This window comes from Pyxidicoccus trucidator, assembly GCF_010894435.1.
In the GTDB taxonomy this organism is placed as follows: Bacteria; Myxococcota; Myxococcia; order Myxococcales; family Myxococcaceae; genus Myxococcus; species Myxococcus trucidator.
Map to the genome: position 1 here is coordinate 151,319 of NZ_JAAIXZ010000018.1, position 22,361 is coordinate 173,679.

The 22,361-nt window shown below is 70.7% G+C and carries 11 protein-coding genes; 8 read left to right on the plus strand and 3 right to left on the minus strand.

What is annotated here, in order from left to right; genetic code table 11:
- Positions 1-3: 3 nt before the first annotated feature.
- The gene (locus G4D85_RS37710) at positions 4-3,564 is read right to left on the minus strand and encodes an endopeptidase (protein ID WP_164018953.1); all 3,561 of its coding nucleotides are present in this window, start codon (positions 3,562-3,564) and stop codon (positions 4-6) included.
- Positions 3,565-3,931: 367 nt separating this feature from the next.
- On the opposite strand from G4D85_RS37710, the gene G4D85_RS37715 reads away from it, so the two are divergent.
- From G4D85_RS37715 to G4D85_RS37745, 7 genes are read left to right on the plus strand one after another with little or no spacing between them, the layout of a single operon-like run.
- The gene (locus G4D85_RS37715; RefSeq protein ID WP_164018954.1) at positions 3,932-4,123 is read left to right on the plus strand and encodes a hypothetical protein; all 192 of its coding nucleotides are present in this window, start codon (positions 3,932-3,934) and stop codon (positions 4,121-4,123) included.
- Between the two features lie 32 nt (positions 4,124-4,155).
- Positions 4,156-4,911, plus strand: coding sequence for a ferritin-like domain-containing protein (locus G4D85_RS37720; protein WP_164018955.1), 756 nt, complete (start codon positions 4,156-4,158; stop codon positions 4,909-4,911).
- A gap of 42 nt (positions 4,912-4,953) precedes the next feature.
- Complete coding sequence (gene fes, locus G4D85_RS37725) at positions 4,954-6,195, plus strand: enterochelin esterase (RefSeq protein ID WP_164018956.1); 1,242 nt, start codon at positions 4,954-4,956, stop codon at positions 6,193-6,195.
- 1 nt (position 6,196) lies between these two features.
- A complete protein-coding gene (locus tag G4D85_RS37730; RefSeq protein ID WP_164018957.1) occupies positions 6,197-7,387 on the plus strand; it encodes an HlyD family secretion protein in 1,191 nt (396 codons plus the stop codon).
- Complete coding sequence (locus tag G4D85_RS37735; protein ID WP_164018958.1) at positions 7,384-10,203, plus strand: ATP-binding cassette domain-containing protein; 2,820 nt, start codon at positions 7,384-7,386, stop codon at positions 10,201-10,203. Before G4D85_RS37730 ends, G4D85_RS37735 begins: the two co-directional genes overlap by 4 nt.
- Positions 10,200-12,404, plus strand: coding sequence for an ATP-binding cassette domain-containing protein (locus G4D85_RS37740; RefSeq protein ID WP_164018959.1), 2,205 nt, complete (start codon positions 10,200-10,202; stop codon positions 12,402-12,404). Before G4D85_RS37735 ends, G4D85_RS37740 begins: the two co-directional genes overlap by 4 nt.
- Before the next feature lie 11 nt (positions 12,405-12,415).
- Entirely contained in the window at positions 12,416-13,669 is a 1,254-nt protein-coding gene (locus G4D85_RS37745) for a cupin domain-containing protein (protein ID WP_164018960.1), read from the plus strand.
- Here G4D85_RS37745 and G4D85_RS37750 read toward each other — a convergent pair.
- A complete protein-coding gene (locus G4D85_RS37750; protein WP_164018961.1) occupies positions 13,663-14,541 on the minus strand; it encodes an alpha/beta hydrolase in 879 nt (292 codons plus the stop codon). The two genes, G4D85_RS37745 and G4D85_RS37750, sit on opposite strands and share 7 nt — an antisense overlap.
- A 169-nt stretch (positions 14,542-14,710) precedes the next feature.
- Complete coding sequence (locus tag G4D85_RS37755) at positions 14,711-20,161, minus strand: hypothetical protein (protein WP_164018962.1); 5,451 nt, start codon at positions 20,159-20,161, stop codon at positions 14,711-14,713.
- Positions 20,162-20,435: 274 nt separating this feature from the next.
- Here G4D85_RS37755 and G4D85_RS37760 point away from each other — a divergent pair, with 274 nt between their 5' ends.
- Positions 20,436-22,352 carry an alkaline phosphatase family protein gene (locus G4D85_RS37760; RefSeq protein ID WP_164018963.1) on the plus strand — a complete coding sequence of 639 codons (1,917 nt, stop codon included), beginning with the start codon at positions 20,436-20,438 and terminating at the stop codon, positions 22,350-22,352.
- The last annotated feature ends 9 nt before the right edge of the window (positions 22,353-22,361 follow it).

Consider the following 22,361-nt stretch of genomic DNA (forward strand, 5'->3'; position numbering starts at 1 on the left):
CACTCAGCGCGTTGCTCGCGCCCGTCCCTGGGGTGACGACTTCGGCTGCGGGCCGGAGGCGACCGCCGCCGCCACGCCGAAGACGACGTCGTCATTCTCGTCATAGAAGCCGAAGGTGCAGCTCGACTGGGGGCTGCTGGCCTCCACGAACTGCGCCCGGAGCACGTGCTGCCCGGCGCCGCTACCCACGGTGAAGGTGTGGGTGAACGTCTGCGCGCCGCTCGCGGTGCACGTCAGGCCCTGGACGAGCGACGTCCACAGCGGGAAGCCCCCCGCCGTCGGCGTGTAGTACAGGTTCAGCCTGTCGGTCGCGTCGTAGCACCACACCTTCACTTCCACGCGCACCTGCTTGCCCGGAGTGATGACGCCACCGTCCACGCTCTTCAGCGTGACGCGGTCGATGCTCTCGTCGAAGTGGTAGAAGCCGAAGGGCCCATCCGGGCAGCCGTCGAGCGTGTTGGGCTCATTCGGCTCGGCGGTGGGGAACTGGCTCCCCCGGCTGTTCACCAACGTCCCCGTGTCACACCCACAGCCGTTGCCGCAGGCGGGCGTCCCGAGCGCGGCATCGAAGGCCGCGAGTGTGGGCTGGCAGGTTCCACCGCCCGTCTGGGTGGTGAAGCGGAAGGTGCCGCTGTAGTTGCCAGCGCCGCAGCTGTTCACCGCGCGCGCCCTCCAGAAGTACTGGGTGTTGGCGGCGAGCGCGGCAGAGACGGTCCACGTGCTGGTGCCGAGCGCCGTGGCCGAGCGCGCCACGCTGGTGAAGTTGACGTCGGTGGCCACCTGCACCTCGTAGGAAGTGGCACCCGTCACATCACTCCAGTCGAGCACCGGAGCGAGCGCGACGCCCGTCGCCGCGTCCGCGGGGCTCGTCAGGACGGGGCCCGCCACCGGCTGGCAGCTCGCTTCCGTGGTGTTGAAGCTGAAGGGGGTGCTGTAGGCGCCGTTGGCGCAGTTGTTCACCGCGCGGACGCGCCAGTAGTACCGGGTGCCGTTGGCGAGCGCGGGAGACACAGTCCACGTGCTGGCCCCCAGTGCCGTGGCCGAGCGCACCACGGTGGTGAAGGTAGAGTCGGTGGCCACCTGCACCTCGTAGGAGGTGGCCCCGGCCACGTCGGCCCAGTCGAGCACCGGTGCCAGCGCCACGTCCTCCGCCGTGTCCTCGGGGGCGGAGAGGGTGGCCACGCCTGGAGGCGTGCAGGGGCCGCCCGGCGTCGCGCAGACACACGCTGCGGCGGGACCGAAGCAGGCGCTCGTGCTGGCCGGGACGACCGAGTAGCAATACCGCCTGTCATTGGCGACCTCGCCGTCGGTGTAGGCCGTCCCGGTGACGGTGGCCACCTTCGCCTTGCCAAAGTCGCAGCCGGCGTAGCCCTCCGTCTTCATCACCCAGTACTCACTCGCGTTGGGCACCGCGTTCCAGCTCAGGGCCACCTGTCCGTCGCTGCCGGTGGCCGTGGCGGTGGGCGCCGTGCTCGGGCCGCTCGCGCAGCCCGAGTTGGCGGGCGCGGGCGTCTGGCAGGCGATGCCGTGGCGGTTGAAGGCGGCATGGATGGCCGTCATGTGCGGCGTGCCGTCGCTCAGGTTGCCGTTGTCGTCGTCCGCGGCCAGCCACTGCATGTAGCCATGGCTCGCGCCGCAGCCGTCCGACGTGCCGGCGGTGCAGTTGCAGGCGTGCCACGCGCCGATGTTGCCGCTGCCCTGGTAGAAGAGCTTGTTGCCGAGGATGAAGGCGGTGTCGGAGTCGTAGTTGAACGGCGCGGCCCGGAGGTCCCTGGCCACCAGGTCCCACGCGGCCTGACGGGCGGGCGCGGCGGCGCAGTGCACCTGCCGGCCGCACGGCCCCGTGCTGGAGCTGCACTTCGTGCACACGAAGTTCTGCGGCGTGGCCGGCGTCTGGTTGGCATGCGCCAGGTAGTCCGCGTCGCGCACGCCCGAGCAGCGGGTGTTGCACCACGCCGCGCCCGACTGGGCCTCGTTCTGGTTGTAGCCGGTGCCGTCCGGTGTCTTGCCGCAGCCCCGGTCGCTGGTGTGGAAGAAGCCGTAGCCCACGCACGAGGCCTGCAACCGGTAGATGGACGCGATGTCCGCGTAGCCCTCGCTGGAGTTGCTGAGCGCGCCGCCGGAGTCGAAGTCATCCATGCCGTGGCCCCACTCGTGGTCGAACACGGCGGCAATCTCACCGGTGTTCCGGCACCCGCCGCCGCTCCGGTAGAAGTTGATGGTGGAGCCGTTCCAGAAGGCGTTGCAGGTGCTGTTGATGTTGACGTTGGCGGTGAGCTGTCCCTTCAGCCAGGTGTTGTTGGGAAGCCAGCCACGGGCCAGCTCCGCAATCCGGTTCACCTCGTAGAAGGCCGAGCGCGACGCCGGCGTGTTGCCCGCCCCGCCGCCCCCGGTGGCGCAGTCGTGCTGGCCGTTGGTGCCCCCCAGCTGCATGTTGCCCGTGGAGGAGCTGAAGCTGATTGCGCCGCAGGTGTCGCTGATGCGCACGTACTTGCCGGCCAGGGTGGTGCTGACGCTGCCGGAGCTGTAGTTGAAGACGCCTGCGCCGTCCGTGAAGTTGTTGGGAGCGGCCAGGCCCGTGTTGGCCCACGGCATCGGCGAGTCGACCTGCATGGAGCCGCACATCTCGTTGTTCGCGCAGATTTCCGTGCTGGTCAGCGGGTAGATGCCGCCCTTCACGGTGGCGTCGAGGTAGTGGTTGTCGTCCTCCAGGGCCAGCACCTCGCCCGTCTCGGCATCCACGGTGACCTTCCAGCGCTCAGACTCCCCCGGGTTCTGGAAGCCATAGGTCCACACGAGGTGATGGCGGTAGCCCTCGCCCACGCCCGGTGCGTCGGCACGGGCCATGGGGGCGAGCTCCAGCGTGGGCTGCATCCACAGCTGGCCGGGCGTCTCCAGGAGCCCGAAGCGCTCGCCGCCCGCGGTCAGCGCCTGCTGCGCGTCGAGCGTGGGCCGCGTGGAGGTGGTGACGTTGCTCCAGGCCTCGGTGCCCAGCAGCACGAGGTTGCCGTGGCTGAGCGTCGCCACCAGCCGGCCGTGGCGAACCGGAATGCCCTCCACCCGCTGCGGGATGAGGACCTGCCAGAGCGTGTCGGTGACCTGGGAGACACGAGGCTCGCCCAGCTGGAGCATGTCCACGCCCAGCGCGGCCTGGTTGTCGCTGATGAACTTGAAGAGGAGGTCCGCGACGACGGCCTCATCCACCTGCCCCACGGAGCGCCCGAGCTGCTGATGGACGGTGGCGAGAGAGACCTTGTTGCCCACGCCCGTGCCCGGGATGAGGGGAATGGCGCCCTGGATGGCGGAGGGCGTGCCCGTCAGCGGGTCCAGGTAGACGTGGAAGTCACGGCCGTTGCGCGCGAAGAAGTCGTCCCACGCGCCCGGCGCCGCCCCCTTCAGCTTCGGCAGGGCTTCCTCCAGACGGATGTTGGAGATGGGCAGATACAGCTCGGGCTTGAAGAAGGCCTGACTCGCCAGCGTGCTCGGCTGGGAGGGCTGGAAGGCCCACCCCAGCGCGCTGACACACAACACGAGACAGGCGACCCACTTCGACGCATGGCGCATACGGCCCCCAACGGAGTCGGTGGAAACGGCTTGGCGGCGCCCCATACCCGGAGCGCGTCCCCAGTCGAACCCGGCGTGCGTCCCCGTAAAACCATTACTTCCTGGAAATGTTAGCCAAACAGACAAATCTGCTTTGCCAACTCTTTACGCTATCCGCCCGTGAACAAAGCCGCGCTGGGGCCCGAGGAGCTGGCTGCGGAGAACGCTCCCTCCGCCTTCCAGGCAGGCGACCCGGGCCCCCACGCACCCGATGTGCCCCGGCATCACACGTCTCCGCTCCCGCACTCAAGAAGAGTGAGGGGACGCGGAGGCCATGCCGGCTACCGAGCCCCTCGAACCCAACCCAGACCCAAGAGGAGCAACCCGCATGCGCACCCAGAACGATCCCCAGATCTCCTTCGAGCTGAAGGACACCCAGCTGAAATCCATCGAGGAGTCGCGCCAGTCGTCGAACGGCAAGCTGACCATCAAGACCGCGGTCCGCGCCGGCGCCGCCTCGACGGGGTTCGACTGCATCTACTTCGCGCGCAACGCTCCGTTCGCGCCCGAGCACGTGTAACGGCCCCGTGAAAGGACAAGGAGGATGCGCCCATGAATGTCGTTGCTGAAATCACCTTGAAGGAGCTCGAGGAGCACCAGCTCGGACCGCTCGAGCGTTACAGTGAATGCCTCAGGAACACCTTCGAGGCGCATCCTCCTCCCTTCAGCACGGACTGGTACGGCGACCAGTTCCGGGAGATGGCACGAGACCCGGAGTGGTTCGCGAACATCATCGTGGGCAATGCATCCACCGAGGGATGGGGCTCCGGGAAGCTCTGGTACCTCGCGGGGAAGACCCCCGACGCCCACGTCTCCACGCTCATCCAGCAGCACGCGATGGATGAGGCGCGACACTCGCGGATGTACTCGCACATGGTCGAGCGCATCTTCCCGGGCACGGTGAATGACACCCTCCGGGAGGAGCTCAAGGGGCTCGCGCCAGCGTACCGGCTTGGAGACAAGCCGGACCGGCTGCCGCCCTACAGCGACACGGACATCCTGGACAACCTGCTCCAGATGAACCTGGCGGAGATCCGCACCCTGGTGAACCAGCTGCTGGCCCGGCCAGTGCTGCTGACGTACTGCCCGCGGGAGTCGCGGTCCCGGCTGGAGCACATGCTCGACCGGCTCATGTGGGACGAGTCGAGGCACGTGGGCTACACGGGCCAGCTCCTGGACCAGGCCCTGGCCACCCGGGACGCCGCCTTCGTGCTGGATATCGCCCCCACCCGCATCGTCCAGCTCAACGAGCTGACCCTCGACGAGGTGGGCCGCGCCAGGGCGAATCCACAGACGGCCTTCGCCTGAGCCGCGGCAGTAGCCGTTGTTGCACCCAAGGGGGGATTCCAATTGAGCCGACCTGCCATCAGTCCGCGCCTCACCGAGCTCCGCCGTCGTGTCGACTCGGGCGACACCGCCGCCGTCGAGGCGTTCTGGCAGCGGCTCACCCGTGAAGGCGCCCCGCTGCTCGAAGCGCTGGAAGAGGACCGGGAGCACCTGCTCCTCACCCTCGTCTGGCGGACGGAGGCGCCGGTGCGGAACGTGGTGGTGGTGCCGGGGCTGGAGTCCACCTGGAACCCCGGACAGAACCAGCTGGAGCGGATGCCAGGGACGAATCTCTGGCACCGCACCTGGCGGGTGAGGCGCGACCTTCACACCACCTACTGCTTCTCTCCCGACGAGCCGCTCCGCGCCCTCCATGAGCTGGAGCGCGAGGAGGAAGCCCTCTACCTCCAGGAGCGGATGAAGGTCTGGCACCCCGACGCGCTCAACCCGCGCCGCTTCTCCCCCCACCCGTCGCTGCCACCCATGTCCGTCATCGAGCTGCCAGAGGCGCCGGGACGGCGCTGGCTGGCGCGCCGTGAGGATGTCCCGGCGGGCCGGCTCGACCAGGGCGTGTTCCGGGACGCCCGCTCCGGCCGGGAGCGGGGCTTCTGGCTGTACCAGCCGCCCGGCGACTTCATGGAGGACGCCCCCGCGCTCCTGGTGCTGTGCGACGGCGCGGGCCACCTGGAGCTCGGTGTCACGGAGGTCCTCGACACCCTCGTCCACGAGCGCCGCATTCCGCCGCTGGTCTGCCTCCTGCTCGAGCACACGGACCGCAACGTGGAGCTGCCGTGCAACGACGCGTTCGTGGAGGAGCTGGCGACGGGGCTGCTGCCTTGTGTGCGGAGCGAGCTGCGGCTCCCCGAGGACGCGGCCCGGACGGTGGTGGGGGGCTGGAGCTTCGGCGGGCTCGCGGCGGCGTTCGCCGGGCTCCGCCATCCGGAGGTCTTCGGCAACGTGCTGTCGCAGTCCGGCTCCTTCTGGTGGGCCCCGGACGGAGCGGAGGAGCACGAGTGGCTCGCCTCCGAGTTCGCCCGCGCCCCCCGCCAGCAGGTCCGCTTCCACCTCAACGTCGGCCTGCTGGAGAGCGGCCCCTCTCCGAAGAACAGCCCGAGCCAGCTCGTCGCCAACCGCCACCTGCGCGACGTGCTGCGGGCGCGCGGCTACGACGTCTCGTACCGCGAGCTCAACGGAGGCCACGACTACATCGGCTGGCCCGGGGGCCTCGCGGACGGGCTGATTTCCCTGCTCGGAAGAGAGGCCTGACGTGTCGGCGAACTTCTCCCACTCCCTGCGCGCGCTCCGTGAGGACGGCTTCCGGCGGCCCGGTCAGGTCCTGCTCATCCTGGCGCTGCTGGCCTGCGGCTGGCTCGCGTGGTTCGTCTTCGCGCGCGTCACCGTGTACGAGGTCTCCGAGGACGCGCGGCTCGAGGTGGACCGGGCCGTCTATCCGGTGGAAGCGCAGGTGGACGGCCGCATCCTCGTAAGCCGGCTGGACATCGGCCGGAACGTCCAGCAGGGCGAGGTGCTGCTGGAGCTCGATTCGAGCAACCAGCGGCTCAAGCTCCAGGAGGAGCAGACACGCCTCGACACCCTGCTGCCACAGCTGGACACACTGCGGAGCGAGCTCGCGGCGCAGCGGCAGGCCCTGGATTCGGGCCAGCTGGCGTCGGGCTCGGAGCTGAACGAGGCGCGGGCCCGGCAGCGGGAAGCGCGGGCCGCGCTGTCCTACGCCGTCGAGGAGCAGGCCCGGCTGGAGCCCCTCAAGAAGAGCCAGGCCATCGGTGAGCTGGAGTTCCTCAAGGTCCAGGCCGAGCGGGAGAAGCGGCGGGCCGCGCTGGACGCCGCCGAGCAGCAGGCCGACCGCCTCAAGTCGGAGCGCCTGAACCGACAAAGCCAGGGGTTGGCCCAGGTGGCGCGGCTGGAGCGGGAGCTGGCCTCCATGGAGGGGCTCATCACCACCTCCAAGGCGCGCATCGCCTCCCTCACCCACGAGCTGGAGCAGTTCGTCCTGCGGGCCCCCGCGAGCGGACAGGTGGGCGAGGTGGCGCGGCTCCAGCCCGGCTCGGAGGTGAAGCGGGGAGACCGGCTGGCGGTGCTGATACCGCCCGGCCAGCTTCGCATCGTCGCCGACTTCCCGACCTCCCATGCGCTGGGGCGCATCCGCCCCGGACAGACGGCCCGGCTGCGCCTCCAGGGCTTTCCGTGGACGGAGTACGGCACCGTCAACGCCAGGGTGAGCAGGCTCGCGTCGGAAGCGCGCGACGGAAAGGTCCGGGTGGAGTGCGAGCTGTTGCCCGACGCGGGCTCCACCATTCCCCGCCAGCACGGCCTGCCCGGCACGCTGGAAGTCGCGGTGGATGACCTGTCGCCAGCGCTGCTGATTCTTCGCGAGGCGGGACAGAAGCTGGGCACCGCCGCGAGCCCACCTGCGCCCGCCCCGGGAGCCGCGTCATGATTCGTCTTCGCCCAACGGGCGGCCCCCGCCGCTTCGCACCGGAGGTCATCCAGTCCTCTTGGATGGACTGTGGCCCCGCGGCCCTCAAGTGCCTGCTGGAGGGCTTCGGCATCCCCGTCAGCTACGGCCGGCTGCGCGAGGCCTGCCAGACGGATGTCGATGGGACGTCCATCGACACGCTGGAGGAGGTCGCTCGACGCTGCGGGCTCGACGCCGAGCAGACGCTCGTGCCCGCGGACCACCTGCTGGAGCCGGCGGCTGGAACGCTGCCCGCCCTCGTCGTCGTGCAGCTCCCGAGCGGCTACACCCACTTCGTCGTCGTCTGGCGGCGTCACGGCAAGCTCGTGCAGGTCATGGACCCCAGCCGGGGACGCCGGTGGATGACGCTTCGAGCCCTCATCGGAGAGCTCTACCTGCATACCACCGCCCTCCCCGCTCCGGTCTGGCGTGACTGGGCGACCTCGAAGAACACCCTCGCCGTGCTGCGAGGCCAGCTCCGCGACCTGGGGCTGGGCGATGAAGAGATTTACGGGCACCTGCGCGTGGCGCTCGCGGACCCGGACTGGCATTCCCTCGCGGCGCTGGACGCCACGCGGAAGATGGTCGGCTACCTCGTGCGCTCGGGAGGCCTGTCGGCGGGGCGCCCGGCCGTCCGGGCCGTGGAGACCTTCTTCACCCAGGTCCTCCGCGAGCCACGGCTGGAGCCCGTCACCGTGCCCCGCCCCTACTGGTCCGTCATCCCCATCCCGGGTGAGGAAGAAGGAGAGACGCGGCTCGTCTTCCGAGGCGCCGTGCTGGTCCACGCGTCCGGCCGACGTGAAGCCCCGCGCGCCGAGTCTTCCGCGGAGGCGGCCTCATCGGCCGACACGCTGCCCGCGCCCCCCGTCCGCCAGGACCTGCCTCCGGAGCTCGCCGCCGCCCTGGCCGAGCCCCCTCCCCGGCCCGGCCACGAGCTGCTGCGGATGTTGCGCGCGGATGGCCTGCTCGCGCCGCTCGCGCTGCTCGCCAGCATGGCGCTGGCCGCCGCCGGCACCGTGGGAGAGGCGCTGCTCCTGCGGGGACTGCTCCAGGTGGGCGACCGGCTCAACCTCGTGTCCCAGTGGCTCCAGGCCCTGCTGGCGCTCTGCGTCTTCCTCGTCATCTGCCTGGGACTGGACCTCCTGAACGGCCTCTCCCTGCGGCGGCTGGGACGGCGGCTGGAGGTCCGCTTCCGGATGGCCTTCCTGGAGAAGCTCCCCCGGATGCATGACCGCTACTTCAGCAGCCGCCCCCACTCGGACATGGCGGAGCGCTGCCACAGCCTCCACCGGCTGCGCCTGCTGCCCGGGCTGGGAGGCCAGCTCGTCCTCCTCGCCTTCGAGCTGCTGCTGACCACCGCCGGCCTCATCTGGCTGGACCCCGCCAGCGCGCCGCTGGCCGTGGGCCTCCTGCTCCTGGCGCTCCTGACGCCGCTGGCCCTCCAGCCGGTGCTCGCCGAGCGCGAGCTGCGAGTGCGCAGCCACTCCGCGTCGCTCTCCCGCTTCTACCTCGACGCGCTGCTCGGGCTGGTGTCGGTGCGGGCCCACGGCGCGGAGCGCTCACTTCGTCGCGAGCACGAGGGCCAGGTCGTGGAGTGGGCGCGCTCGGGCGCGGCGCTCCAGCGGCTCTCCGTGGTGGTGGAGGGACTGCTGGCGCTGGCCGGGCTGGGCCTCGCGGTGGCGCTCGTCTTCGGGCACCTGTCGCGGAACGGCGCGCAGAGCAGCTCCCTGCTGTTCCTCTACTGGACGCTCAACCTGCCGCTGCTGGGACAGCAGCTCGCCCAGGTCGCGCGGCAGTACCCGCTGCACCGCAACGTGACGCTGCGACTGATGGAGCCGCTCGGAGCGCCCGACGAAGCGCAAGACACCCCGAGCCACACGGGCGCGGACGTCCCCACGCACGTCCCCCACGGGGAGCACGGCGTGGCCGTGGACTTCAAGCAGGTGGCCGTCCTCGCCGGTGGGCACACGGTGCTGGAGGACGTGGAGGTCTCCATCGCCCCTGGCACCCACGTGGCCATTGTCGGCCCCTCCGGCGCGGGCAAGTCCAGTCTCGTCGGGCTGCTGGTCGGCTGGCAGCGGGTCTCCGCGGGCACGCTCCTCGTCGACGGCCTGCCGCTGGATGGCGCGCGGCTCGAACGGCTCCGGCGAGAAACGGCCTGGGTGGACCCGGCCGTCCAGCTCTGGAACCGCTCCTTCCTCGACAACCTCACCTACGGCGCCGCGTCGGAGCTGCCCCCTTCCTTGAGCCCCGTCATCGCCGCGGCGGACCTGCACTCCGTGCTGGAGCATCTGCCGGACGGACTCCAGACGGCGCTGGGTGAGGGAGGCGCGCGCGTCTCCGGCGGAGAAGGCCAGCGGGTGCGCTTCGGCCGGGCCTTGCTGAGGCACGACGCCCGGCTGGCCATCCTCGACGAGCCCTTCCGAGGCCTGGAGCGTGGCAAGCGCCGCGAGCTGCTGGAGCGGGCCCGAGAGCTATGGGCGGGAGCCACGCTGCTGTGCATCACCCACGACGTCGGAGAGACGCGTGGCTTCGACCGGGTGCTGGTGGTGGAAGCCGGACGCGTCGTCGAGCAAGGCGAGCCCGCCGAGCTGGCCTCCCTTCCGGACTCCCGCTACCGCGCCCTGCTGGAAGCTGAAGCGCAGGCGAAGGCAGAGGTCTGGTCCGACGCCTCGTGGACGCGAATCCGGATGGAAGACGGCCGGCTCGTCACCGCGCCACGTGCGGCACCGGAGCCGGAGGAAGCGGACGCCCCGGAGGTTTCCCCCGTCCTCGACACCTGGAAGGAGGCGGTATGACGACTGCTCTGTCGGCGCACTGCTGGCCCGCAGCGAGGCTTGGCGAGGCACTCCAGCGGCTCGCGCACCACTCCGGCATGCCGGGCCGGGCCGTCTCGCGGATGCCCGTGCCCGATGCCTCAGTACAACGTGGCAACCAGCCCATCGGCCCGTGGATTGAGTCCGCCGCCACCTTCCTGGGCTTCGAGGCGGAGCCGGTGGGCACGCGCTACTCGGAGCTGCCCGGACTGCTCCGCCGCGCGGGGCCGGCGTTGGTACAGCTCCCCGGAGAGGACGGACCGGAGGTGCTGGTCCTGCTGGGAGAGCGCCGCGGCCGGCTGCGGGTGCTGACCCCGACCTCGCGGGTGGAGTCCCTCGAATGGGAGACACTGCATGCCGCGCTCTGCCAGGAGCTGGAGGCGCCAGTGCGGCCCTCGGTGGAGGTGCTGCTCGACCAGGCCGAGGTCCCCGGCCGCCGCCGCGCCCGGGTCCGTACGCTCATCCTGGGCGAGCGACTGGGCACGCTGTGGCTCGACGTGGGCTGGCTGCTGCGCCTTCCTCCGGGCCAATCGTTCCGCACCCAGCTCAAGCACGCGCGCATGGACCGTCAGGCCGCGCTGCTCATCGCCGCGCACACCACGCAGTACGCGCTGGGCCTGCTGTCGTGGTGGCTCCTCGGGAAGGGCCTGCTCCTGGGCCGGGTGGACCGGGGGTGGATGCTCGCCTGGGCCATGCTCCTGCTCACGCAGGTGCCAGTGCAGATGCTGGCCCAGTGGGTGGCCGCGAGGCTGAGCCTCCAGGCCGGTGGGCTGCTGAAGCAACGCCTGCTCGTCGGTGCGCTGCGGATGGACGTGGAGCAGGTCCGCAGCCAGGGCGCGGGCCAGCTCCTGGGGCGGGTGATGGAGGCCGATGCGTTCGAGGCCCTCGCCCTCAACGGCGGACTCGCGGGAGGCCTGGCGCTCATCGAGCTGCTCTTCGCGGCGGCGGTGCTGGCCGTCGGAGCTGGACCGGTACCCGCGCTGCTGCTGCTCGGGTGGACCGCGCTCACCCTGCTGGGCGGCTGGCGCTGCATCCAGACCCGCCAGCGGTGGAACGACGCGCGCGTGGGGATGACCCATGACCTCATCGAGCGCATGGTCGGTCACCGGACCCGGCTGGCGCAGGAGTCACGGGAGCGCTGGCACGACGGTGAGGACCAGGCGCTCGAACACTACCAACGCGTCTCGGAGCAACTGGACCGGAGGGAGGTGCTCCTCACCGGGTTGATGCCACGAGGCTGGCTGTTGATAGGGATTATCGGCCTGGTCCTGTCGTTCGCGCTCGGTGGCGCCTCGCCGGTGGCGCTCGCCGTCGGCGTCGGTGGCGTGTTGCTGGCCTGGCGCGCCTTCAGCCGGCTGGTGATGGGCCTGTCCGCGCTCGCGGAGTCGGGCTGCGCCTGGAAGCAGATTGCCAGCCTCTTCCGCGCCGCGAGCCGGACGGAGGACGCCGCTCTGCCGCCGCTGTCCGCTCCCGCGCCGGTGCGCGGCGGCGCGGCCGGGGAAGCGAACACCCTCGCCTTCCCGCCCGGCCTGGGAGCTTCTTCGCGAGGACGGGGCGCGCGCGCGGAGCCGGAGGTGCTGCTCGAGGCGCAGCGCCTGGTCTTCCGTTATCCGGAGCGCGGCGAGCCGGTGCTGCACGGCTGCGACCTGCGGGTCCACCGGGGTGAGCACCTCCTGCTCGAAGGCCCGTCGGGTGGCGGCAAGTCCACCCTGGGCGCGCTGCTGGCCGGCCTGCGCCAGCCCCAGGCAGGGCTGCTGCTGCTGCATGGGCTCGACCGGCGCACGCTCGGCCCTGACCGCTGGCGGGCCGGAGTCGTCGCCGCGCCCCAGTTCCATGAGAACCATGTGTTCTCGGGCACGCTCGCGTTCAACCTGCTGATGAGCCGGGCCTGGCCACCGAGCCCGGAGGACCTGGAGCTGGCGACCTCCATCTGCGAGGAGCTGGGGCTGGGAGACCTCCTCGCGCGGATGCCGGCGGGCATCATGCAAATCGTCGGGGAGACGGGCTGGCAGCTCTCGCATGGGGAGCGGAGCCGGCTGTTCATCGCCCGGGCGCTGATTCAACAGGCGGACCTGCTGGTGCTGGACGAGAGCTTCGCCGCGTTGGACCCCGAGACGCTGCGCCGCTGCTACCGGTGCGTCGCGGCCCGCGTCCCCAGCCTCCTGGTCATCGCCCACCCTTGAGGAGCCACACCATGTCCGACCTGGACCGTGTCATCTCGAAGCTGCTGGACCCCATCTCCCTCCCCACCTTCCTGGAGGCGTACTGGGAGAAGCAGCCGCTCCATGTCCAGCGACAGGCCCCCGACCACTACGCCGGCCTCTTCGGGCTGGAGGAGGTCGAGCAGTACCTGTTCACCGTCAAGCCACGCGGCAATGAGCTCCGGCTCGTCGCTCGCGGAAGGCCCGACATCGTCTTCCACGAGTACGAGGAAGCCCCGCCGCGCGTGGTGTTCGAGGCCTTCCGGGAGGGCTACACCCTCAACCTGAACGGCGTCCATCGCCGCTGGCCCCCGGTGCACGCGCTCGTCGAGGCCGTGCAGCGCCGGCTCCGGTGCTACGCCAACGGCAACGCCTACGTCACCGGCCCGGCGTCACAGGGCTTCGACACGCACCACGACGGCCATGACGTCTTCGTCCTCCAGACGCGCGGCCGGAAGCGCTGGCGCCTGTACGCGGTGCGGGAGGAGCTCCCGCTCGAAGGCCGTGCGACGAGCCCCGAGGACAGTGGCTGGGGCGAGCCCGTGCGGGAAATCGAGCTGTCCGCGGGCGACCTGCTCTATCTGCCGAGGGGCGTCCCGCACTCGGCGACCACTGATGACTGCTGCTCCGTCCACCTGTCCATCGGCATCCGGCCGCTGCTCATGGAGAGCGTGCTCTCCGAGCTCATCCGCACCGTGGTGCGCGAACATGCCCACTGGCGTCGGGCCGTGGCACCGGCGGGCACCCGCGCCGCGCGGCATGCCCCCTCGCTCCAGTCCCTCGTGGCGCGGCTGTCGGAGGACCTGGGCGCGCTGGGCCCGCTGGAGCCGCTGCTGGAGTCCCTGGAGGAGAAGCTCCTGCGCCCCGAGGAGGCAGTGGGCGTGGGGCCGGGAGGCTACCTGCACTCCCTCGAGCGGCTGGAGGCGCTCGACCTGGACAGCGAGCTCGAGTGCCGGCCGGGCCACGCCAGCGTGCTCACCCGGCGTGGCGAAGAGGTGGTCCTGACCTTCATCGGAGGCTCGCTCGTGGCGCCGGCCTTCTGCGAGCCCGCGCTCCGGTACGCCCTGGAGCAGTCCCGATTCCGCGTCGGCGGGCTTCCCGAGTCGTTGACCGGGGAAGCCCGCGTGACGCTGTGCCGCCGCCTCGTCCGCGAGGGACTGCTGCGGCTCGTCGACGGAGCCGCGCAGCCTCTGGAATCCGACTTCCGGGAGCCGGGCACCTGGCTGGAGGGACACGCCCCTCAGTGAGGCCTGGGGCCCTGGGTCCGGGGGCCGGGGGTGGCGCCCTGGAACGGCACTTCGCCCCTCGCGGCGGAAGGGCCCTGCCCCTTGCTCACGAGCCACTCGAGGGCCGTCTCGGCGACCTCCTTCCAGCCGTGGTCGATGATGAGGGAGTGGCCGCGGTCGTCGAACACCTTGTAGTCCGTCACGGTCGGCGACTTGCGGTACAGCTTGTACTCCGCCCGGGAGACGACCTCCGGCACCGTCCTGTCCCGCCCGCCACCGATGATGAGCAGGGGTCCCCGGTCCGGGTTGCGGGTGTCGACCCGCGCGGCCGTCCTCCAGTTGAGGTTGGCCAGCGCCGCTTCGAACAAGGGACGGCCGGGCGACGGAATCACATACTTCGCGTGCAGCGCGTCGGACTCCTCCTCCGAGACGGCGTTCGCGAACCCCCAATGGAACTCTTCCGGCGTCTGCATGACCGCGCGCCTGTAGTTGGCCGGATTGCCGAGCACCGGAAGGGCCGCCTTGAGCTGGACGAGGGGCAGCGGGAGCACGCCCCGCATCTGCGCGGGGTCGATGGCCACGCAGGCCGAGGCGAGCTCCATGCCAAGCAGCTTCTGTGCAATCAGTCCGCCGAACGAGTGACCGATGACGATGGGCTTCGCCTCGAGCGAGGCGATGAACCGGGCATAGTGCTCCGTCACATCGGCGATGCCGTACGGGGCGACGCGCTCCGGGTGCTCGCGGGCCTCTTCCACGGTGCGCGAGTCGCCCGGCCAGCCCGGATTCCTGGCGTCGTAGCCGACGTCATTGAACAGGTCGACCCAGGGCTTCCAGGAGTCCGGGTGCAGCCAGAGTCCATGGATGAAGACCACGGGAATGCGGGTGGTTGGCATGATGTCCCTCCTCGTCCTGGCCAGGCAGGGCCCTGGTCCAGCCGCAAGATGGGAATGCCTCTCCTCCCACGCAGGGAGGCCCGGCCAGGCTCGCGAGCGGTGACCTGGCCGGTCCTTCGCGCTCGTCTGCTTCATGGAGCAGACGAGCGCGGCGCCGGACGGCGGACGGTCAGATGGGCTCGACGACCAGGTCCAGGAAGAAGGGCACGGCGGTGGTCACCCCCGTCATGCCCGTGGTGAACACGGTGAGGCCGGTGGAGGCGGCGAAGAGGACCGTCTTCGTCACCCCTTCGTCAATCAGCTTGGACGCGCCGCTGCAGATGGTGGAGACCCAGTCCACGACGGCGCACATGCCCTCCACCACGTCCAGGCCAATGAGCCATTTGTCCTCACCGCCCGCGTGGTCGACGATGCGGATGATGGCGTACGGAATGGCGAGCAACACGTCCAGGGTGGCGCCAATCATCCGGACGATGGGGCCCGCCTTCTCCAGCGGGTCCACCGCGCTGATGAACTCGGCCAGCACCGCCAGGCCGCTCACGGCCCAGCGCGCGTAGCGGACGGTGCCGGCGATGGGCTGGAAGGACTTCACCGCCTGTACGGTGAGCCAGATGGCCTTGCCAATCCACATCACCAGCTTGAGCACCACCATGAACGGCGCCAACAGCGGCGCCAGGAAGAACAGGAATGTCTTCAGCCGCTCGATGGCTTTGTACAGCGGCTCGACGATGGCTTTGCTCGTCGCCTGGAACAGGGACAGCACCTTGAGGAGGCCGTACCCCGCCGCGCCCACCACCAGGCCGGCGCTGCTCAGCGCCGTCCAGATGCCGGCGCCCACCAGGGTGTCGAACCCGAAGGTGCGCGGCTTCTTGCTGGCCCCCTCGTAGCGGGGGTGTTTCGACAGCTCGGACGGGTCCACCGCCTCCTCGGCCATGAGGGCCCCGGGGATGCCGGCCGCGCGCGGCGACGGGCCGACCTCGACGAAGGGGAACGGCGCCTCGCCCTTGAGCAGCTTGTACACGGTGGTGAGCGGCATGGAGATGAGCAGGCACACGGCGTCCAGCACGGACATGTCGCTGCCCACGTACTCCCGATACAGGGCGGAGATGACGGGCAGGTCCACCTTCTTGTTGATGAGGTCCTTCGCGCCCGTCACCAGCCGCTGGCCGAAGCCGATGAGCTTCACCAGGATGCTCTTGAACACGTCCAGCAGGCCCACCACCACGTCCGACGAGAGCTGGGTGATGAGGTCGTTGAAGGACAGCGTCCCCTTCAGCAACCCGTCCGACAGCGTGGTGCCGAGCTGCTCCACGTTGCCCCTAATCGTCTCCCAGACTTCCACCAGGTCATTCAGGGTGGCGCGCAGCGGGTCGCTCTCCGGCAGCTTGGGCACCGCGCCGGCGGCGCCCGACTTCAACGCCTGCTGGAGGTGGTAGCCGGCGAAGCCGCCCACCGGGCTCCGGCTGAACGCCTCCACCTTCGCCTCTTCGTCCCGCTGCAGCGCCTCCTGCGCGGCCCGGGCCGCCTGGAGGCCGGGACTGCGCACGGCCTCACCCGCCGCTGTAATGGGCGCGAGCGCGCGGACGCGCTTCTTCAGGTCCTCGAAGAAGCCGTCGATGGCTCCCGCCACCTGACCCATCGCCTGGGTGCCCTTGGAGATGGTCTGGTTGATGAGGTTCACCAGCACGTCGTGGGTGACGACGATGTCCTGCCAGGAGAAGAGGAAGCCGAAGTAGTCGACCAGGTCGTCCAGGTCCACGCCCAGCGTCTCCTTCAGCACCCAGTGCACCAGCGAGTAGACCTGCTCGACGGCGTGGAGCACCACCTGGAAGACCTTCTCGCCGATGGTCACCACGAGCTCGACCACGCCTTCGGCCACCCGCACCAGGAAGTCCTTCACCTTCCGCGCGCCATGCTGGAGGGCCTCCAGGAGGCTGCCCGCGTCCGAGAACCAGGTTGGCGCCGCGGCGAGCCCCGGCTGCGTCGCCACGTCCAGCGCGAGCGCGCCGGACATGACCGGCCCCCCCGGCATGGAGCGCTGACCGCAGGTGGCGAGCGCCTGCTCACCCCGGAAGAAGCCCGCGCCTCCGCCATCCAGCACCACGCCCCAGGTGCGCGGCGCGGGGACACTTCCCCCCGCCGCCCCGTCCAGGCGCACCGCCGGGCGAGACCCCGAGTGAGCCGCCGAGCGCGGCCCCGGGCCGCCCGGGCCACCTTTCCCCAGCGTGCCCGCCAGGCCCACCAGCTCCTTCACGGCCTGGGCCGCCGTGTCCCGCTGCCGGGGCGTGGCGCCGCCGCCGAGGGGCCGGCCGTCGCGCGCCTTGAAGCGCAGCAGGTCGTCTCCCTTCTGGATGCGGCCCAGCGTCTCCAGGACGCGCTGGGCCGGCTCGACGCGCAGCTCGTCCTCCAGGCCCTCCGCCCGGACGAAGAAGGTGGGCGTGGCGAGGCCGCTCACCCGGTTGATGAGGGTGAGCCGGCCCTCCACGTCCGTCTGCGCCTCCACCTCGCGGTCCGGGTCCAGGACATGGGTGGCGCCGTTGACGGTGACCTGCGTCCACTCCGACGCGCGCAGGCGCACGGTGGCCAGCGAAGCCGCGACGCCCGCCTCGTCGGTGAGGGTGACCTGGCTGGTGTAGCAGGGGAACTCCAGCAGCCGGCCGCTGTCCGGCAGCGGCAGCTCGCTCGACTCCCAGCGCCGCGTGCGCGGGTCCTGGTAGCGGTACTCGAGCGTGCCCGCGGACGTCACCACGAAGAGCGCGTTGGTGAGTCGCGACTGGTTGCGCAGCGCCGCCAGTTGCCGGGCGCCGCGGCCTAGCTGCAGGGGCGCGGACCACGCGGGCTCGCGGCCACCGTGGGACGCGCTCGTGTAGCTCAGGCCCCCGGCGGCATCCACCGTCCACACCGCCACGGTGTCTGCGTCGCGCCGCACCAGCAGCCGCTCCACGGCGCCCACGTCCCCGGCGGCGGCGACGGGGGACACCGCCTCGCGCGAGCCGGCGTAGAGGAAGACGCCCTCGCCGCCCACGTAGAGGTCATCCGACCGCGAGCCGTCCGGACCGGACGCCACGGCGATGCAGCTGGCGCGGCCCGGCAGCTTGAAGACGTAGCGGGCCCGCTTGCCGGACTCCGGGTCCGGCAGGCTGGTGAACTCCAGCGTCTGGTTGCGCCCGCTGGTGTAGAGCGCGTAGACGCCGCGGTCCCCCTGCATCCGGCCGATGGCCAGGTCCAGCAGCTCGCTGGCGTTCTCCGGCAGCTCGTACGGCTTCCAGCTCCAGCTCGCGTCCTCCACGTCCGCGTTGAACTGGTAGTGCTTCGCCTCCTTCCAGCGCGTCACCACCGCCACCAGGGCGAGCGGCGCGCCATCGCCGTCGTCTCCCGTGCCCAGGAGGATGCGGGTGATGCGCACCGGGCCCTCCGACTGGGGACGGTGCACCCACCGGGTCCCCACCTGGCTCCAGTCCGTCACCGCGTCATCGCTGGACAGCCGTGGCGACACGTAGAGCCGCGCGTCCTCCGGCCTGCCGGTCGGGCACATGGCGAGCGCGAGCGTGAGGGTGCCGTCGCGGTCCTGCGACACCTCGAAGGCGGTGGCCTCCATGTCCTTGCCCAGCGCGGCGGACAGGTCGTCCCGCCGCCAGCCGGTGGGGCCCGCCGCGTCGCGCCGCGTGACGAACAGGCGCCGGTCCTCGCTGAGCGAGAACAGCAGCGGCTCGCCCCGGGCATCCTGCGCCACCTCGAAGCGCTCCCCGGCGCTCACCACCGAGGCGCTGGCGTAGTTCTTCATCAGCTCCGTGGAGACGCTGGAGCGCAGCCGGGCGGGCACACCCGCGGTGCCCGGAACGCACTCCGACACCGGGAGCGGGTCCTTCGTCCCCTCCAGGTGCTCGGTCTTGTAGCTGATGTCGAGCAGCACGTTGTCCGCGCTGTCCCGGGAGAGGTTCTTGTAGAAGAAGACGTCACCGGCCGGCAGCACCACGCGCGTCTCCACCTCGCCGAGCGTGGCGCGAAGTGCCCCCTGCATGCCGGCCACCAGCGACGTCTGGAGCTCCAGTCCGTACCGGTTCATCTTGTCGAGCTGCTCGTTCAGGTCCCCGGCGATGGGGCCGACCAGGAAGTTGGCAATCTTCGCCAGCGGCCCCAGGTCGTGCTCCTTCACCGGCTTCGAATCGGCGAACTCCACCTGGAGGGTGAGCTTCCCATTCGTGCCCGCGAGCATCCGGACGGTGAAGCCGAAGAAGAGGGCCGTCCGGGTGTTGCAGATGCGGGTCTCCACGTTGAGCGGGTAGTGGTAGAACTCCTGCCGCTCCTCGATGGCGCCATAGCCGTGGAACGCCAGGTCGCGCCCATTGGCCTGCCAGAGGCTGCACATCGTGGAGCGGTACTTCCGCAGGAAGACGCGCGAACCCGCGGGCGCCCCCGGAGAGATATCCACACCGTAGCCATGGTTGGCGGGGTCCGGGTCGGCATACAGGTTGTTCACGGCGGCGCGCGTCAGCCACGCCGGGCCGGCCAGGCTGCCCGGGGCCTGCCCCAGCAGCCCGCTGATGATGTCCGGGTTCACCTCGCTCCAGTCCGGCAGGACGGAGCCACTCACCGCGCGGAGGGACTCACGCACGCGCGGCAGCAGCTCCGCCTCCACGTACTGCTTCCGGAACTGCCCGGCGGAAATCACCATGCGGCCGTCGTACTCACCCGAGGTGACCCAGTTGCGCGGGAAGACCCCGGCGCGCGGGTCCACGGGGAAGGGCTGGCCGCGCGTCATCAGCAGGAAGTTGAGGCTGCTCAGCCCCGGCTGCTCCGCGTCCTGGAAGCAGGAGAACGTCGTCCCGCTGGGCGCGAACAACGCCGGGGGGCCCTCGGCGGGATTCTTCCGCTCGATGCTGTAGCCGAGGATGTAGGGATTGTCCGTGTTCTTGAAGGACTTGAAGTACAGCTCCAGGGCCCGGGTGAACTGGAGCAGCACGCCGCGGCTGGCGTTGCCGCCGTCCTCCAAGGGCAGCTGGCTCAGCTCCGGCGCGTAGTCCGCCAGGTTGGCGCTCTGGAAGTCCATGAACAGCCGGCGGATGGAGAACAGGTCGTCGGAGAACGCCTCGAGCTTCTTGCGCACCTCCTCGGGCACGGCGGAGCCCGGCGCGTTCCGCTGGTGCTGCAGCATGTTCATGTTGACCCGGAAGGCGTACTGCCAGCCCTTGAAGCGGAGCTGCTTCTGCTGGGCCCTGGGGCCAAAGCCCTCGAAGTGCGTGAGCGTGCCGCTCTTCAGCCGCAGGATGAAGAGGACGGTGTGCGGCGAGGCGTCACCTCCGAAGCGCACCAGCGGCGCGTCCAGGGTGGCGTTGAGCTTGATGCCCGTCTCGGGGTCCGCGAGCTCCAGCGTGCGGTGGAGGACTCCGCTCTGGAACAGCTTCTTGAACTGGAAGTTGACGGTGTCCTGCGTGACGGCCGTCACCAGGTGATAGCCCATCAGGTCCGTCGGGGGCTCGGCCGAGGCGGCCGTCAGCAGGTCGCCCTGCATCAACTGGACTTGCCGCGCGAACGCCGGGCTCTGCTTCAGCGCCTGCTCGGTGAGGTCGGCCAGCCCGCTCGGCGCGCCGGTGAAGGGGTCCATCAGGTCCACGCTCATGAGTCACTCCGGGTAGAGCCCTGGTCCGCGCGAACACCATGTCCTCGCGGGCCGGGGAGTCTTCCGGGGCCTTGAGCACGCGGAGTGCCAGACCTCGCGGCCCGGGCTTCCTCTATGAAGCGCGCGGCGGGAGGCTCCGTCGAAGCGGTGCCCCTGACGTCGACGGAGGCGCTTCGACGCGTCGAAACCCGTCTCGACGGAGCGAGGGCCCCTTCCATATGGGGCGGCTTTCGAGGCGGCGCGCACGGCATGGTGGCTGCACTGCCTTCGCGGCATGCGCGACCACATCCAACACATCGTCCATGTGATGTTCGAGAACCGGGGCTTCGACAGCGTGCTCGGCTACCTGTACCGGCGCGACGAGCTGCCCCACCACCACCTCCCCCAGCTGCGCCCCGGTGAGCCCGCCTTCCACGGCCTGGACTTCCTGGAACGCGAGGCCCTGGCCAACACGCTGAAGGACGACTCGGGGCGCCCCGTGCGCACCACCGTCCCCGCCCCCGGCGTGCGGGCCATGAACAACCCCGGCGCCAACACGCACGAGGACTACGAGCACGTCAACGTGCAGCTCTACGGCAAGAAGGAGAACCCGGCCCCGGGCGCGGTGCCGGAGATGAAGGGCTTCCTCCAGGACTTCTCCACGCGCTTCAGCCTGAAGTGGGACGCGCGCATGCTGGAGCGCATCGACCAGGTGCTGCGCGCCTATACGCCCGCGGACCTGCCGGTGCTCAACGGCCTGGCGCGCCGCTACGCGGTGTCCGACGCGTGGTTCTCCTCGGTGCCCACCCAGACGAACGCCAACCGGGCCTTCGCGCTGGCGGGGACATCGCTGGGCCTGGTGGACAACGGCTTCCTGGCCCGAGAGCCGAAGGCCATCCACGCGCCGCTGGCGGATGACACCTTCGACACCGACACGGTGTGGAACGTCATGGAGCGCGCTGGCCGCCGGGACTGGTCGGTCTACTGCCACGACAACTTCCCGCCCCTGCTCAGCAGCGTCCCCTACACCCGGCGCATCTTCCCCCGGCTGGAGAAAATCGAGCGCATCGACTCGCACTTCCAGCCCATGGCCCGCTTCTTCGACCATGCGCGCTCCGGCCGCCTGCCCGCGTTCACCTATCTGGAGCCGTCGTGGGCCGGCGAGGTCATGGGCCACATCGTCAACGGCAACGACTACCACCCGCCCGTGAATGTCACCCGCTCGGAGCTGTTCCTGCGGCAGGTGGTGGACGCGCTGAGCACGAACCGCGCGGCCTGGGAGCAGACGCTGCTCATCATCACCTTCGACGAGCACGGCGGGACGTATGACCACGTGCCGCCGCCGTGGGGCGCCAGGCCACCGTGGGGCCGGGAGCCCGCGCCGCACGCGCTGCAGCACGGCTTCGGGTTCGACCGCTACGGCGTGCGCGTGCCCGCCATCCTCGTGTCACCCTGGGTGGAGGAAGGCACCGTCTTCCGCGCGCCTGGCGGCGTGCCCTTCGACCACACCTCGGTGCCGGCCACGGTGCTGGAGTGGATGGGCATTCCCCGGGAGCAATGGACGCTCGGCCAGCGGGTGCTCCAGGCCCCGACGTTCGACTTCGTCCTCACCCGCGCCACGCCCCGCCAGGACGCGCCCTTCGCGCCGACGCCCCACCTCCCGCCGGGCACACCCCTGCGCTACGGCCAGCCCTTCCGCCTGCGCCACTCGAGCGGCGCGTACGTCACGGCGGCGCAGACGTCCTACGGCTACACGTACCCGAGCCTCGGCGCGGGGCCGCCGGTGAGCCTGGAGCTGCGCCTGGGCTTCGGTGAGGTGCAGGACGGCGCCACGGTCCAACTCCTCTCCACCGAGAACGCTCTGGAGCGCAACAACTGCCTGGGGGCGTGGCGGGACAGAAAGGACTGCTACTACTACCAGACGGATGACTCGCGGGACTTCCAGCAGCAGCAGTGGGAGGTCCGGCGGGAAGGCCCGGGCAGCGGGCCTCTTCGCTACGGGGACACCGTCACCTTCGCCAACCGCTTCTCCGACTTCGCCGGCCAGCGGCTGGCCCGGCACGAGGGGTGGCTCACCACGCGCAGGTCCGCCGCGGACACGTGGGTCCTCGAGGCACCCGCCGTCACCTTCACCGGAGATGCGAGTGAGGCGTGGGAGGGCGGCGCCTTCGGAGAGGCCCCGGGCCGCGCGCCCCGGCGTCCGCCGGAGTAGGCGCCGGCC